Source organism: Azoarcus sp. KH32C (assembly GCF_000349945.1).
Lineage (GTDB): Bacteria > Pseudomonadota > Gammaproteobacteria > Burkholderiales > Rhodocyclaceae > Aromatoleum.
Map to the genome: position 1 here is coordinate 274,217 of NC_020516.1, position 15,983 is coordinate 290,199.

12 protein-coding genes are annotated in these 15,983 nt (G+C 60.5%); all 12 read right to left on the bottom strand.

The genetic code is table 11. The features are described 5' to 3' along the window. Positions 1–5: 5 nt before the first annotated feature. The gene (locus tag AZKH_RS01215) at positions 6–1,307 is read right to left on the bottom strand and encodes a glycosyltransferase family 4 protein (protein WP_015433897.1); all 1,302 of its coding nucleotides are present in this window, start codon (positions 1,305–1,307) and stop codon (positions 6–8) included. Then, positions 1,304–2,341, bottom strand: a complete 1,038-nt coding sequence (locus AZKH_RS01220; protein WP_015433898.1) for a glycosyltransferase family 4 protein — start codon at positions 2,339–2,341, stop codon at positions 1,304–1,306. The genes AZKH_RS01215 and AZKH_RS01220 overlap by 4 nt, the downstream gene beginning before the upstream one ends. Further along, a complete protein-coding gene (locus tag AZKH_RS01225; RefSeq protein ID WP_015433899.1) occupies positions 2,338–3,375 on the bottom strand; it encodes a glycosyltransferase family 4 protein in 1,038 nt (345 codons plus the stop codon). Before AZKH_RS01225 ends, AZKH_RS01220 begins: the two co-directional genes overlap by 4 nt. Continuing rightward, positions 3,372–4,478 (bottom strand): DegT/DnrJ/EryC1/StrS aminotransferase family protein, encoded by a 1,107-nt coding sequence (locus AZKH_RS01230; protein WP_015433900.1) that lies wholly within the window; start codon positions 4,476–4,478, stop codon positions 3,372–3,374. Before AZKH_RS01230 ends, AZKH_RS01225 begins: the two co-directional genes overlap by 4 nt. Continuing rightward, positions 4,475–5,116, bottom strand: a complete 642-nt coding sequence (locus AZKH_RS01235) for an acetyltransferase (RefSeq protein ID WP_015433901.1) — start codon at positions 5,114–5,116, stop codon at positions 4,475–4,477. Before AZKH_RS01235 ends, AZKH_RS01230 begins: the two co-directional genes overlap by 4 nt. After that, the gene (locus tag AZKH_RS26105; protein ID WP_051071630.1) at positions 5,113–8,160 is read right to left on the bottom strand and encodes an FkbM family methyltransferase; all 3,048 of its coding nucleotides are present in this window, start codon (positions 8,158–8,160) and stop codon (positions 5,113–5,115) included. The genes AZKH_RS01235 and AZKH_RS26105 overlap by 4 nt, the downstream gene beginning before the upstream one ends. 1,115 nt (positions 8,161–9,275) lie before the next feature. Further along, entirely contained in the window at positions 9,276–10,430 is a 1,155-nt protein-coding gene (locus AZKH_RS01245; RefSeq protein ID WP_172642447.1) for a glycosyltransferase family 1 protein, read from the bottom strand. A gap of 122 nt (positions 10,431–10,552) precedes the next feature. Beyond that, complete coding sequence (locus tag AZKH_RS01250) at positions 10,553–11,209, bottom strand: ABC transporter ATP-binding protein (protein ID WP_015433904.1); 657 nt, start codon at positions 11,207–11,209, stop codon at positions 10,553–10,555. Beyond that, positions 11,206–11,994 (bottom strand): ABC transporter permease, encoded by a 789-nt coding sequence (locus tag AZKH_RS01255; RefSeq protein WP_041656619.1) that lies wholly within the window; start codon positions 11,992–11,994, stop codon positions 11,206–11,208. Before AZKH_RS01255 ends, AZKH_RS01250 begins: the two co-directional genes overlap by 4 nt. Positions 11,995–11,998: 4 nt before the next feature. Continuing rightward, positions 11,999–13,135 (bottom strand): capsule polysaccharide biosynthesis, encoded by a 1,137-nt coding sequence (locus AZKH_RS01260; protein WP_015433906.1) that lies wholly within the window; start codon positions 13,133–13,135, stop codon positions 11,999–12,001. A gap of 82 nt (positions 13,136–13,217) precedes the next feature. After that, positions 13,218–14,630, bottom strand: a complete 1,413-nt coding sequence (locus tag AZKH_RS01265; RefSeq protein WP_041655801.1) for a mannose-1-phosphate guanylyltransferase/mannose-6-phosphate isomerase — start codon at positions 14,628–14,630, stop codon at positions 13,218–13,220. A gap of 24 nt (positions 14,631–14,654) precedes the next feature. Then, positions 14,655–15,983, bottom strand: coding sequence for an aminotransferase class I/II-fold pyridoxal phosphate-dependent enzyme (locus tag AZKH_RS01270; protein WP_015433908.1), 1,329 nt, complete (start codon positions 15,981–15,983; stop codon positions 14,655–14,657).

Sequence of the window (15,983 nt, forward strand, 5' to 3'; positions counted from 1 at the left end):
AAAGCTTAGCGGAAGACCGAGAGCGGCGCGGCAATCGGGGAGATCAGGGCCGGCTGGCCTTTTCCTCCCCAGCGCGCCAGGATTGAGGAAAACACCTTCGCTGCATCCGCGATGATCCCGGTTTGCTCGATCCTGCTCTTCATCGCAATGATCCTTTCCGCGTAATGGTCGGCGCGGAACGTCGCCGCTGCGTAGCCCCTTGCGCGTTCGCCCAGGGCGATGCGCGCGGCGGGGGCATCCACGAGCTGTTCGAGGGCTGATCGCAGCGCTGCGATCTCTTCCTGCGGCGCTATCTTGATCACGCAGTCGTCCGGAAGGTCGCGATAGAACCCCGTATCCGTCACGATGGCGGGTTTGCCATACAGCATTGCCTCGATGGTTGACGCTGACGCCGCTTCCAGGGCCGGCCAGCGCAGGCAGCACATGAGGTCCGCTGCGTGAATTTCGGCGGCGAGCGTCTTCCCGTCCACTTCGCCAGTGATGGCTACGCGGACGCCGAGGGCACTTGCCTGGGTTTTCAGGGTCCGGGTCATTTCGGGCGAAATGGAACCCACGATGCGGAAGTTCACGCGCTCGCGCAATCGCTCACTCGAACCAATGGCCTCGATTACGCTGGCATGGCGTTTGTTCGGGTTGACGTGCCCAATGGTCAGAATCGACATGGACGTCTTGTCCGCCGCAGGCCGCTGTGCGTTTTCGGGCGCCGCTTCGAGGAAGGGCGCGTCGTAGGGCAGCGGCACAACTTCAACCGGGCCGTGACATGCAGCGGCGATACGGCTCACCGCCCAAGTGGAATGGACAATGACGCCAGTCGCCATTGCCGCAATCCATTCTGTCATCGGCGCGACTTCGCTCGCATAGTTGATAAAGGAAGACGAATCGGCATGGTCAAAAAAACGATGGGCAACGGTTTCGTCGTAAAGCCTAGTCAATAATTGCTTGGCGCGCGGGCGTCCCATGAGTTCGGCGCAGGACCAGAAGAGGTGACCGAGAAAATTGTCGTGTAGAGAAACGAGCCCGGGGAGCTCGGGCATCCACTCCATGCATCCGCGGTGATAGCTAAAGTTATCGCCGACTTGATAGATCACTAGATTGCTGGTTAGCGCTTTGGCGCGAATGCGATCAGGCTGGTTCCAGTCGATAAGCTCGACCCCGAAGTCGTGGACGGGATGATCGAACAAAGCCGGATCCTCCGATCGCACGACCGCGATGGCATGACCTTGCCGCTGCAATTCCGCAACGACGAGGGCTGATACGCGACCAATTGCAGAAGGTGTAAGACAAGGGGTGAAGAACAGGATATTCATCCGAGCAACCTCTCAATCGTGGCAGGCCAGGTGATTTCCATGTCCAGCCACAGCTTGCGGGCGGCCAAGCCCATCGCTTCAATATTCGCGGCACCGCTGCAAGCCGCCTCCAGCGCCGTTGCGAGGGAATCGGCACTGGGTTCGCAGACCCACCCGGTTTCCCGATCATGCACCAGTCCCAGGACCCCGCCGCTGTCGTTGGTGGTCAGAATGGGCTTGCCCGCAGTGGCCGCTTCCATGGCGACGTAGCCCAGCGAATCTTCGTCATAGGGCAGATAGGCGCACGCGCTGGCTTCATTTACGTAGCGGGCCAGTTCGCTTCGGTCGAGGAAGCGGAGCGCAAGGTGTACCCGATCCTGCAGGCCAAGCTCCTCGACGAGGCGGTGCAGTCGCTGCGCGTCGGCGGGAGTATCTGGCGGTCCGGCTACCACGAGGCGCACCGGATGCTTGGTTCGGGCCAGGGCCTCTATAAGGAGGTGCTGGCGTTTCATGCCGTTGACACGGCCTCCGGCAAACACGTAACCCTGCGGTTGCCCGCCGGTAAACAAGTCCGCGTCATTCAGGGGGGGGAGCAAGACTTCCGCGTCGAAACCGTTGTAGTGCTTGAGGCGCTGTTGCGTGACGCCGGAATTCGTGAAGATTCGCCGAGTTTCGGCAAAGCACTCGTTATCGGCATTGCGGATGAGTGTGCGCAGTTCGTCGCCGGCAACGTCCCGTCCGATGTTTGACTGCCCGGCGTCAAAGAGGTCGTAGGCTTGCCGATACTGGTGAAGGAGCCAGAGCGTCTTGTGCGGATGGCGGATCAGGTAGGCCGGAAACTTGAGCGCGATCACGCGATCGACATTCCACAATTCGAACGCGCGCACCATCAGCATCTGCGCCGGAATTCCGTTCGCGGGTTCCCACTGGAAGGGAATGCGCATGACCTCTGCGTCGTGGCCGGCGATGATCAGGTTCTTCTCGAGATGGGCCGCAAGCTCCTCGGCGCCGCCCCATACGAAGGGGGCCATGTTGTTAACGATCAGTACCTTCATGCCAGAAGCCTTTCCAGGACGTGTTGCCAGGAGATGTCGAGATCCTTGATCCGCTGCGCGGCGTTTGCGCCCATTTGGCGCGTCTTTTCGCGGTCACGGTAGAGTTCGTCCATGGCCTCAGCCAGCGCCTTGGGGTCGGGATCGCATACTCGGCCGTTGAGCCCATCGACGACGAGTTCCAGCACTCCGCCGGAGTCCGAGGTGGTCAGGATGGGCTTGGCGGCGTGGCTGGCCTCAAGCGAGGGGTAACCATACGAATCCTCGTCGAGCGGTAGATAGGCGGCCGCCAGGCAGTGAGCGAGGATTTCGGACTTTTCCTCTTCGGTGATCCACCGATGATCGAATATCACCCGGTCTCGAAGCTTGCGGGACGCCGCGGTGCTTTGCAGTTCCTTGGCATAAGCTTCGCCAGCGCTGGCACCACAGAGGCGAAGCCGAACCGGCGTCCGCGTATACCGCATCGCCTCGAGCAACAGATGCTGGCGCTTATGATGCTCGACGCGGCAGATGTAGACGATCTCGTCGTTGTAGTCCGCGCAATGGAAGCGCTCTGGCCGGAAAATCGGCGGGTACAGTACCTCGCTGTCAATCCGGTTGTAGCGTTGAAGGCGCTCGGACACGACCCGGGAGTTGGTGAAGACGTGCTTGGCTTCGCGAATTGCCTCGGTGTCTGCACGGTGCAGGATATCCCGCAGGTTGCGGTGCCGGTCGTCCTCCGGGAAGCCCCGGTAGGGGCTGTCCCACAGGTCGTAAAAGACGCGGACATGGTGGATGAACCACAGGATCTTGTGCGGATGCGGGATGGCGTGAGCGGGTGGGCGAAAGCAGATTACTCGGTCGGCGGTAGACGCCAGATCGATCCAGCGATAGGCGGCCATCTGCGGCAGGATCAAGTCGGGGACGTCGATCTGTGGCAAATAGATGCGCTCGACCTGATGGCCGATAGCCACCAGTTCCTCCTGTAGCCACTCGACGATGTTGCGTGCACCGCCGCGAATAAATGGCACGAACGACGAACAGAGAGCAATCTTCATGATGCCGCCAAGGCCACCTTGAGCGCTTCGGCAATGCGCTGCACGTCATCGCGTGACAGCAACTGGTGTGTCGGCAGATTGATGCCGCGATGCGACCAGAGATCGGCAACCGGGAAGGAACTCGGCTGCTGGTAGGGCGGCAGCACGTGCATCGGGTAGAACACGGGCCGGGTTTCAATGCCCTGCTCATCGAGTGCCCGCATGATGGCATTGCGTCGCTCTTCGCCTCCCGTGCGCAGGAAAACCGTGTACATCCAGAAGACGTGGTGTGCCCAGGGCGCCGTAGCGGGGAGCACAATATCGGTTGCCAGTGGAGCCAGAGCTTCGTTGTACCAGCCCGCCAAGCGCTGACGCTCTGCCAGCGCCTGGTCGATGTTTTCCATTTGCGCCAACCCGATCGCGGCCTGGATGTTGGTCATCCGGTAGTTGTAGCCGACTTCGGGGAACCAGTAGCGCCGCTTGGGATCCATCCCCTGTCCGCGCAGCAGGCGGAGATGCGCAGCCAGATCGTCGTCATTGGTGGTGACCATGCCCCCTTCGCCGGTGGTGACGATCTTGTTTCCGAAGAAGCTAAAGGTCGCGCAATCGCCAAAGGTGCCGACCTTTTTTCCTTGATACTCGGCGCCATGGGCTTCGGCTGCGTCCTCGAGGACGAACAGGTTGTGGCGGCGGGCAAAGGCCATGATCGGCTCCATCTCGGCAGGATGCCCATAGAGATGGACCGGGATGATGCCTTTTGTCTTCGGCGTGAGGCGACGCTCGAGTTCCGCCGGATCGATATTCATCGTGTCCGGGCAGACGTCCAGCAGTACGGGTTCGGCCCCGCAATAACGCACGGCATTGGCGGTCGCGATATAGGTGACGGTCGGAATGAGGACCTCGTCGCCGGGCTTAAGTCCGAGGGCGACCAGGGCGAGGTGCAGGGCCGTCGTTCCATTGTTGGTCGCGATGGCGTGGCGCACCCCGCAGAAACGTGCAAAGGTCTCCTCGAAGGCCGTGATGTACTTGCCGGCGGAAGAAATCCAGGTGCTGTCCATGCAATCCAGGACGTATTCGCGTTCCTTTCCGCCAAACTTGGGTTCTGCAACCGAAATTCTCTTCATTTGCTAGGATTCTCCTTGTAAACGGGTTTGGCCGGATGCCCCAAGGCCATGATCGATGAGGGGATATCGCGTACAACGACGCTGCCGGCTCCGATGGTGGAGCCGGTTCCAATGGTGATGCCCGGAATCACTACGGTACCGGCGCCCAGAAAGGCACGCGGGCCGACCTCCACATTCCCGGCGAGGGCGCACTGAGGTGCGATGTGGGCGCAGGTTCCGATATGACAATCGTGGTCGACGGTCGCACCGGTATTGATGATGGCGAGATCATCGATGCGGGCTTCCGCGTTGATGACCGCGCCGCCCATGATGGCAATGCCATTGCCAAGCGTGGCGGAGGGGGAAACGATTGCGAACGGACTGATGGCGCTGACCAGTTTGAAGCCGATCTCGCGAGCCTGTCCGGCGACGCGCTCGCGCAGGTGGTTTGCGCCGATTGCGGGGAAGACAGACCGCCACCCATTGGCGAATAGCTCGTGCAGGTGATGGTCGCCGGAAAGAACTTCGATGCCGAGGCATCGGTCCGGGCTGCCCGGCCCAGCGACGCAATAGTCCACGACATGGCCGCCGGCGACGAGCAGTTCGATGACGACCTTGGCGTGGCCGCCGGCTCCAATAACGATGACCCCGCGGCTCATGACGGTAGCGCCCCCTTATTCCACAGTGGTGAATCAGGCCGGGCGAAAAAGAGATTTATCGAGGCCACAGCGTCGAGGGCCGCAGGCGTAGTCTCCCGCAACTCACCTGCGTTGCCATGAATCGTCCGGTAGGTGAAGCCATGTCGCGTGAACTCGGCCAACCAGTCCGCCGTATTGATGCCGGTACGCCGCAAATGGGAAATGCCGAATTCGGCAATGATTCCAACGTCCGGGCTCCGGTCGAGGACGCCCGCCGCGCCCCTCAGGACTTCGAGTTCCGCGCCTTCGGCGTCGATCTTGATCAGCGTTGCCTGAATGTCTCCCGCGAGTAAGGCGTCCAAAGTGACTGTATGCACCGTGACCGTCGAGTTGTCGGCAGCGTCGCGTTCGTCGAGCGGGAACAGGGAATGATGTCCACTCGTTACCCCGAGATGCAGGGCTCTCTCGCTGTTTGTTTCGGCGGCGGCAACAGGATGAACCTGAACCAGATGTGCGACTCCATTCATCCAGCATGTCTTGGAGAGCAGGCGGGCCGTCTGGGGATGAGGTTCGATGGCGATAATCCTTCCCTTGTTTTGCAGGGCACGTGCTGCAGCGAGGGTGTGGATGCCAACGTTGGCGCCGACGTCTACGAACGTGTCTCCGGGACCCAGCAGTCGCTGGATGAGTTGGCGGGTGCCAGGTTCCGGATCGGCCGATTCGAGCAGCATTGCAATGAGCGCGTGGTCGTGATCGGCGCACAACAGGTAACCCATCGCCGTACGTACCAGAACCGAATCGGGACCGCAGGGCACAGCCAACCGGCGGGCTGCGGTCATTGCATAGAGTTCAGTTCTGCTCAGCAGGGGGTGCAGCCGGTCTGCCGTTGCGCGCGCAAAGTCGGCCGCGGTTGGCTGCATCGACTGAATCGTTGAAAGCGATTCAGCGAATCTGGCGTCGATCCCGCTCCCGAGCCGCTCAAGGGTTGTGGCGAGTTCGGCGGACGAAGACTGCATCCGCTGCGTGACTTCCTCGTGGGCGCCGAGCGTCGTTGTTTCCATGCGCGAAAGCTGGGAAAGGATCTCCGATTCGGTTTCGCGCGCGGTGGCGATCATTTGAGCCGCGGTAGCGTTCAGGTGGTTTTCGGCCGCCGACGTGTGACCCGCGATGCGAGCGCCGGTCTCGGCAATATCGGCCGAGAGACGCGTGGCCATCGCGATTTGTGCCGCCAGGGTGTCGGCCTTGAGATCCTGCAATCTGGAAAGAACCGCGGACTCGGTTCGCTGTGCGGCCGCGATGACTTGCTCGACTTTGGCATCCAGGCATCGTTCGGAGGACGCTGCATGATCTGCGATCAGGTTCGCCGTTTCGGCCATCCCGGTCGTGAGGCGTGTCGCCACAGTGTCCTGCATGGCAAGTGTCACGTCGCACGCCGACTTGATCTTTGCGGAAATCGCCGATTCAGCATCGTGCAGTGCCGATATCAGCTTGGCGGTTTCGCCCTCCAGACGATGGCTCGCGGTCGCGCTCTGTTCCAGTACCCGCTCAGTCGCATGGGCAACACGCTGCAAGAGCAAATCCGCAAGATCCGTCTCTTTCGTGTGGTTGGCGACCATCCGGTTCAGAAGCTGTGCGCGGCTTTCGTCCAGGTCCTTCCGGACTGCCATGCCGAGTTGAGCCGTTTCCCTGGAGAGGGCTGAAGTCAGTCCAAGAATGTGTCGATCGAGCTGCTTCTGCAATTCATACTGCGCGCGCGCGATCGCTGTGAATCGCGCTAGCAGTGGGGTCTTGACTTCCGTTGCAAGCGCAGAAAGTGACGCGAGCAGCGCCGAGTGCTGGGCATCCAGACGTTGATGGATCGTCTTCTGGGCCAGCAGCAGATGGCTTGAATTAAGGACGTCGATCCGCTTCAGCAGCTCTCCGATTCGTCTAGTGCTATCGACTTCAATTGACGCCGGAATTGAGACGCCAAGCTCCGAACATTCCCTTGCAATGAGTGACTTCAGTTCATCCGCGTGCTGATGAATCTCGGTCCCGATCTTGTCTTGCATACGTGCCGCCGTTGCCAATTCCGTCAGCAGGGGCATTCGGATGCCTTCGGCCAGGACGGGAAGCAAATCAAGCAATGAACCGTGGTGTGCGATCTGGCGGTCGCCAATTTCCTTGCCTGTGACGCAAACATCCCTTTGCACTGAGTCGAGCCGGTGCGAAATCTCTGCTGCCTGGGTTGTATGGGCATCAAGGCGAGTCAGCACGGTACTCAGGACATGCTGCTGAAGGTCAATCTTTGACTGGACCGACGCGAGTTCAGATTGCTGCTGCATCTGCAATTGCTGAATCCGGGCTCCCGCGGTGCGGGCGTAGTCGAGAGATTTCGCCGCGGTTGCAGGCAATGACAAGATGTCGACAATCTGGCGGATGACCGGAGCGCGCCGGACGCGCTTCAGGGTTGCCAAAGTCTGCAGGCCGGCCACGCGCGCGCCTGCGCGCTTGCCTTCCGGTGAAAGCTTCAGGTCAATGAGGACATCATGCCTTGAGTGGCCATCACTTAGCATCGCGAGGTAGTGCGACGCCCCATGTTCGTCGGGTGCGCGCCCCAGCGTTGCATGATATGCCTTCTGGACGAACGATTCGTCATTCCCCGCCAGAAAGTCACGCAAATGAAGCTTCCGAGCGGCGCACAGTAAATCGGCAAACCACGCGATTCCGGGAACTGAGCGTGCTTTCAGTGTCAGATAGGCTATTCGCAGTCTTGCGCAAATCCGCCGGTTCTTCGGGGTGTTTTCACCGGCTGCGATCTGCCAAAGGATCTGAATGCGCGGAATCCCGTCACGCAAGCGTGATGAATAGTAGTGAAGGCCCGAGGGATCCGCTTCCCGCAGGAGGATTGTGCGGTACGCCTCGTGAAGGAATGGCTCGTCGGGAAGCGCCAATAGACGATTCAGGTCCGGAAGCGGCGAGTTGTCCGGCAGGGGTGACGGCGTGGACTTGCCGTGGACAGCCGAGGAGACCGGATCGATGTTTGCACGATCCAGCTGCGCTTGTCGGCGAAGCATGTCACCCATGCTCGGAGCGCTCACCGCATCTTTGGTGTTCGCGGTGCTGGACTGAGCTTGTGTACCAAGATCGATTGCGGGTAGTGCCTCGATCGTGAGTGGGCTCGCTGCGTCCGGAGCCGATTCAGCGGAAGGCAGTGCGTCGGCACCTGGTGTCGTGACGCCCGATTCCGGGGAGGGGGTTTGGCTGGGAGGTTCAGACTCAAACCCCAGCCTTGATTGCGCAGCCTGTCTGCGGATCAAGTCTCCCATGCTTGGAGCCCTGGCTCCACATTGCGTATTAAGGGTCCCCGTCTGACCGCCTGCGGCACGATCGCGGGGGGGCTGGATGGCAAGAGGTCCAACAGACTCTTGGACGGGCGTGTTGGAAGGACGCTCGCCAGTGCACGGGGTGTCGGCGCACGATTCCTGGGGCTGAGTTTCAGATGGCATACCCGTCACGCCGTCTGGTGGGGCTTGAGGCGCAGCCTGTTCCGGTCCGAGCGGAGCAGATTGTGGCGAGGCAGGAGGCATGGCAGCAGAAAAGTCGACCTTCACTTGCTTGCGAATCAGGTCGCCCATGCATGGAGCCGCAACTGCCCGCTGACCCGTCAACGCGTCCCCCGGAACACGCGTGACAAGGGCGGGGATACCAGCCTCATCGTCAAAGACGGGAGGTTCATCCATGACGAGTGCATCGATGGCCTCGGGCTGAGATTCATTGGTCGGCGCCAGGTCGGGCCATGAATCGCAGGTGTGTGATCGCGCACGCCGGAGCTCAAGTGGGTCTTCTGACCCGGTATCAGCTTCAGCCATCGCGACAGGCTGCGGTTCGCAATCGACTGAGGAGGATGCGCCGCAAAGCTGATACAAGCCTTGGAGTTGGCCTTGCGTACACCTGTCGTCGATGCTTGCTTCAGAGCCTGAAGCGGGCACATGGGCGGGTACCCCGCCGTTTGGTGACTCATCGTGGGGCAGGAGCCCCGTGGGCGCTTCTTGATCAGCGAGTAGAGCCTTGCTGTCTGTGTCCGGTGAGCCGAGGGGGGCTGCCCGCCCTGATCCCGGGCTTTGCGTGAGCCTTGCGCGGCGCAAGTCTTCCTTGCGCCGGGTATCAAGCTTGGATTTGCGAGATTTTGTCATATTGGTCAAAACGGATTCCGGGCGGGACAGACATCAGACGACGGAGTACCGGTCGTGCAGATTTGCCAAAGAAACTGGTCCAATTGGGCGACAGCTTCATCCCACGAAAAGACTCTGGCTTCATGGGAGCGGTCTGTTGCCGCGAGCATAGACAAAATTCGCGTACCCAAAGAATCCGGGCTGTCGCTTTCAAAATAGTCAATTTGGCTTCCGCCGATTTCACGGAATACCGGAATGCCTCTCGCGAGCACAGGTTTTCCCGCAGCCATTGCTTCAGCGATTGGCAGGCCCAGCCCTTCGGCCTTGGACGCAGCCATTACCAGATGGGCTACCTCATATAGCAGTGCTAGCCACTGATCGCTGGCATCGTCAAACCAAAACAGGCGTCTGTCTAGTAGGGGGTGCGAGCGCAATCGATCCTGAATGCCATCCGTCTTCCAACCCGGTTTGCCGACGATGATGAGATTAACTTCATGGCCACGATCCCAGAGGTCGTCGAACGCGGCCAAGGCCTCGTTGTAACCTTTCCGGGGTTCTATCGTGCCCACCATCAACACGGATGGGGTACGTGCAAGCTTTTCCAACAGCAATGAGCTGTCAGCGGGCAGCCCTTGGGATGGCGCGCTTTGGTCAATGGCACCGGCCAGATGAATGGCGGACACGGGAATTGAGGCTGTCTGAATGCCCTGATTGGATATCCATTCCTGCAGGTCCCGCTTGACCGAATGCGAAATCGTGATGAAACCGTCAGCCAACTTGGTGCTGGCACGGAGCCATCTCCGGTAATTCCGAACGGTCTTGTCGTTGAACCAATTCGGGTGCTGTTCCGGAAGAAGATCGTAGGCTAGCGACACGATCTTCATGCCCTCCGATCTGTAGCGGGAAAGCAAGGAAAAATGCCGGGGCAGCAGGTGCGCTGCCAGATCGAGTCCGAAGAACACGTCGCCCGCAGCTGGCGTCATGATCGTGTCGTTGGAGGACGTGGTGATCCGATCGAGATGAATGTTCCAGTTTGCAATGCGATAGCCATGTTTCCGCGTGGCGTAAACAAGATGCATTGAACCAAACGAGTGATTCCGCCGCAGTGCGTTGATTACACCCCGCACAATTCTCTGGATTCCTGTCCGGGCATCGTGGGAGGCGAGAACCGAGACGTCCACGAATAATCGTGGGGCATGTTGTGGACGGCGGTGAGCGAGGTGCCGGCGTGCGATGAGCGCTCGTCCGAAGGCGGTCGTGCTGTATCGTGCGATACTCGCCGCAATGCGGTGCCGCAGACGCCTCATTGGAACGACCCAGCATTGTAAAAGGACAGCGCGTCGGTCAGGTTATCGAAGGACGACAGCTTTCCTCCCCCGAGGACTGCGGCATTCCTGCAATGGCTCTGAATGAATTCCGGATGGTGAGAAACGATGATCATCGCTCGGTCGTTCCGCTTCTCGAACAGTTCCCGCTGGCATTTCTCATGGAACCGGCTATCCCCCACTGCAATGATTTCGTCGATGAGGTAGCAGTCGAACTCAATAGCCATCGAGATCGCGAAGGCTAGACGCGCACGCATTCCAGAAGAATAGGTCTTGACTGGCTCTCTGAGATAGCGGCCAAGTTCTGAAAACTCCTCGACATAGCTGACGCGAGGGCGAAAGTCGACTCCGTAGACGCGACAGATGAACCGCAAATTGTCCAGGCCGGTGAGCGACCCCTGGAACGCCCCGCCGAAGGCGAGCGGCCAGGAAATGCTCATGCCCCGGTGAATATGCCCTGCGGTCGGTCGCTCCGCGCCGCTGATCAAACGGATCAGGGTTGATTTTCCTGCGCCATTGCGACCAAGCACTCCAACCTTGTCACCCGGCTGGATGGTCAAGTTGATGCCATCAAGCACCGTAACGAGCCCGCTTCGCGTGGGATACCGCTTGGTAAGATTCGAAATCGTGATCATTCGGGCGTAACTTGTTTGCTTGCGACGCGTTCCTGTGCAAGCCCGAAAAACGTCAGCAAGAGGCTGATGAACGCCATATAAGCCATGTCGTAGTGTGTTGGGACGACCGAGCCGAAATAGCCGTCGCGGAGAATTTCTACGCCATGCACCATCGGAAACCAGACAATCGCTTTTTGCGCTGAAGTCGGTAACCACTCCACCATGAATGCGGCGCCAGAGAGAGGGAACAGGAGATAGGATGCCGGGTGCCAAAGCTTCTCAATAAGCTCAGATCTGCTTGAGAGGCTGCCCAGGGATAATGCAAGTGCCATTCCGAACCACGCCAGCATGAACCAGCCGAAGAGGACCTTGAAAATATCCTGTGGAAGCTGCATCCAGCCAAGGGAAATGAACAGAAGGCTCAGAAGCGTGAAGGAAATGGTTGCTCCGGCCGCTTCCAGTATCAGGCGCGCCGCAAAAATATCGATGACCTTTACGTTACGGTGGTACATGAGGGCGAGATTGGGTTCGATCGCCTGGACACACCGTGCGGGCATGTTTCGCCAGAGAAGTACTGACGAATATCCCGTTACGCCAAAGGCAACGATCGGGATCGGCGATTCACTATGCAAACCCGCGAGCGACCACAAGGCTGTTACGCCCAAGGTAAACATCATCGGTTCCACGAAGAGCCACATGAAACCAATGTTGTGACGCCCATAGCGAGTCAGCACCTCTCGCATGAGAAGCGCGCCAATGACCTGAGACTGAATGCGCAGGCTTCTGGATAGAGTCGGGTGGGTCATGCCATCAATCCACATGCTCCCGGATTCCGGCCAGCAGCATTGTCATGATTCCAAAAAGGATCAGTCCAAGAACAAAAGTGGCAGCAATGCCACGGACCCTACGTGGCTCTACGGGAGCGTCAGGTACGCTCGGTTGTACGATGCGCTCTAGATACAATTGCTTGCGCTGCGCCTCATTGCGCGCCATTTCGAGCGTTGACATTGCGCTGGCGAGCATCTTTTCGGCGAATTCCTTTTCAAGAACAAATCTCTGGAATTCGGCGGTTTTGCCTGCGAGAGATTTGTCGCTGCCTGTGACGCGATCGGTTTCGGACTTGATTTCCTGTTCCAGCAGCGTGACGCGTTGGCGCAGGATAGGAAGTTGGGGGTTGGCCTTGGCGACTTTTTCGAGCTGCATGACCATGGCCCGTGTAGTGAGCAGTTCGTCCTGCATCTTGGCGATCTGCTGCAGCGGGATGGCGGACTGCTTCTCGGGGTCGATTACGCCCTTGTCGTTGCGGTATTTCGCCAGCGCCAGTCCCGCCGCCTTCGCCTTTTTCTCCGCCTGGGCGACTTCATCGGCAGCAAAGCGGATCATGTCTTGCCGCCCGCGTTCGTTGAGTTTGTTGACGAGCGCTTCGGCCATTTCGACCAGGCGCAGATTCATTGCGTGAGCCTCGTCCGCCGAAAAGGCACGTGTGGTCAGGGTCGTAATCGATGATGCCGAATCGATCTGTACTCCGATCTTCTTCTGGTAGTACTGATGGAAAGCTTCAAAGCTATTGTCCCAGTCGATTGCGGCGAAGCGGCTGAAGGCGTCGACCTTGTTGGAGGAGAAGGATTCCCTAACCTTCAGTTCGCTGTCGAGCGCCTTGAGAGCGTCGCGGGACAGGATATAGTCCTGGACCGCATACGAATCGTCTTGCGCGCGCGAAAAGCCGGCACCCTTCAGGATCAGGCCGAGTGGCGAGGAGGTTTGTCGCTCGGGGCTTCGAACGACGAAGCGGGATTCGGCGATGTAGACGTCCGAGGCGATGAGGCCGAAGTAGAGGATCGCGATTACAGTCGGGATGACGGTCGTAAGCAGGAACAGCTTATTCCCGAGGAGGTTGCGCAGGCCGGCCGGCATCAGGCCGGAGCGTTTGCTTGAGGTATCGGTCATCAGGTTCGTTGTCTATTGCGGTGTGGCATGCCATGAGCCCGCGCCAGCATGGGAACGGCGCGGGCGGTTGTGCGGCTGGATTTCAGCAGCGGCCGTAATTGTCCTCGAATCGGACGATGTCGTCTTCGCCCAGATATTCGCCGCTCTGCACTTCGATCATGACGAGGTCGAGCACGCCCGGGTTGCTGACGCGGTGGCGGTGGCCGGCCGGGATGTAGGTCGATTCGTTGGCGGCGACGAGGACTTCGCGTTCGCCGTTGACGACTTTCGCCATGCCGCTGACGACGATCCAGTGTTCGCTGCGGTGGTGGTGCATCTGCAGGGAGAGGCAGGCGCCCGGCTTCACGACGATGCGCTTGATCTTGTAGCGGCTGCCTTCCTCAAGGACCGTGTAGGTGCCCCAGGGGCGGTGCACGGTGCGGTGCAGCTTGTGGGCATCATGACCGGCGGCCTTGAGTTCGGCGTAAAGGTGCTTCACGTCCTGCGCGCGATCCTTGGCGGCGACGAGCAGCGCGTCGGGGGTGTCGACGATGATCAGGTCGCGGACGCCGACCGCGCCGACGAGGCGCTCGTCCGTGCGGATGGAGCAGTTGCTGACGTCGTGGAGCAGGGCTTCGCCGTCGACGCGGTTGCCCTGTTCGTCAGCGGCGGTGAGGTCGCCGAGGGCAGACCACGAGCCGATGTCGCTCCAGCCGATGTCGCACGGAACGACGGCCACACGCTGCGACTTTTCCATGACCGCGTAGTCGATCGAATCTTCCGGGACGGCTGCGAAGCTGTCCGGGTCGAGTTCGCACTGGCTGAAGCCCTTGCCTTCGGCGGTGCGTGACTGGGCGAGGCATTTGCGCACGGCGGCGAGGATGGCCGGGCAATGCTGCTCCATTTCCTCGAGGATGGTGCGTGCGGTGAAGCAGAACATGCCCGAGTTCCAGTAGAAGCGGCCGGAGTCGAGATAGGACTGGGCGGTGGCCGCGTCGGGCTTCTCGACGAAGCGCAGCACCGTGTTGCCTTCGGCCTCGATGTAGCCGTAGCCGGTTTCCGGGGCATCGGGTTGGATGCCGAAGGTGACGAGCTTGCCTTCGAGGGCGAGGCCGACGGCGCGTTGCACCGCTGCGGCAAAGGCCTTCTGGTCGGAGATCAGGTGGTCGGCGGCGAGGACCAGCAGGGCAGCGTCGGGGTCGCGTTCGGCCAGATGCAGCGCAGCGGCGGCGACGGCGGCGGCGGTGTTGCGGCCGAAGGGTTCGAGCAGGAAGGAGGTCGGAAGCTTGCCCGCGTTGATCTTGCGGAATTCGTCTTCCGTCTTGAAGAAGAATTCGCGGTTTGTGACCGTCACGATCTGGGACACGCCGGTGAGGCCGGCGCCGCGCAGGAAGGCCTTCTGCAGCAGGCTCTGGCCGTCGCCGAGGCGGATGAAGGGTTTTGGATGGCTTTCACGCGAGACTGGCCACAGCCGCGAACCTGCACCACCACACAGAATGACGGGGATCACTGACATTACGTTTTCCATTTTCCCGATGCGTTAAAGAAGTGTTGCCAGTGCGTCGACAGCGGCGCTGATTTGCTCTTCGCTGTGCATGCAACTGACAAAGAACCTGAGGCGTGCGGCCCGTTCTTCGACCGCGGGGTGAATGATCGGCTGTACGTTGATGCCGTGTGCGAACAGTTGCTGCGCGGTGCGCGTGGCTTTCAGCGAGCTGCCGATGATGGCCGGGATGACGGCGTAGCCCTGCGACAGGCCGGTGTCGATGCCCTTCTTGCGGGCGAGTTCGAGGAAGCGGCCGGCGCGTTCGCGCAGGCGATGCGTGCGTTCGGGCTCGTGGCGGATGATGCTCAGGGCTTCGAGTGCCGCCGCGGCGAGCGGGGGTGACATGCCCACGCTGTAGACGAAGCCGGGGGCCGCGTATTTGAGGTGCTCGACCAGCGCGCGTTCGCCGGCGATGTAGCCGCCGCAGCCGGCGAGCGACTTGCTGAGCGTTCCCATCCAGATGTCGACCGCCTTCCCCGGGAGGCTGTAGTGTTCGCGGATGCCCATGCCGCGATCGCCGAGGACGCCGAAAGAGTGGGCTTCGTCGACCATCAGGAAGGCTTTGTGGCGCTGCTTGACGTCGACGAAGCGCGGCAGGTCGGGAATGTCACCGTCCATGCTGTAAAGGCCTTCGATGACGATCAGCACGCGCTCGAACTGTCCGCGGATGTCGCTGAGGATCGCGTCGAGGGCGTCGGCATCGTTGTGCGGGAACGCACGCCGCGTTGCGCCGGACAGTTGGATGCCTTCGATCACGCTGTTGTGGATCAGGCTGTCGTGGATGACGAGATCCTTGGCTCCGAAGAGGTAGCCGATCGTCGTGACGTTCGTGGCATGTCCGCTGACGAAAACGACGCAGTCCTCGACGCCGTAGCTGTCGGCCAGCGCTTCTTCGAGTTCGCGCTGTACCGGCCGTTCGCCCGCGACGAGCCGGCTCGCCGACGCCGAGGTGCCGTAGCGCTCGATGGCGTCCTTGGCGGCCTTGTTGACGCGCGGATGGCTGGAGAGGCCGAGGTAGTTGTAGCTCGAGAAATTGACGAAGCTTCGGCCGTCGATTTGCGTGGTCGCCCCGGCAGCTCCTTCGTGCGTCTTGAAGAAGGGGTTTTCGATGCCGAAACGCCGCGCCGCGGCTTGCGGAACGAGGAGCTTTTCGTAGCCGGGGAAACGATCGAAACGATAAAAGCTCTCGGGGATTTCCGGATAGCTGGCGGCCGCTGCGCGCAAGCCTTCAGGGGCCGACGCCTGGGTATTCTTGCGGCCCAGGAAGCGCTTCACCAGTTCTTCGCGCGCTTGCCCGACGAGGCCGAAATTCTGCTTGCCCAT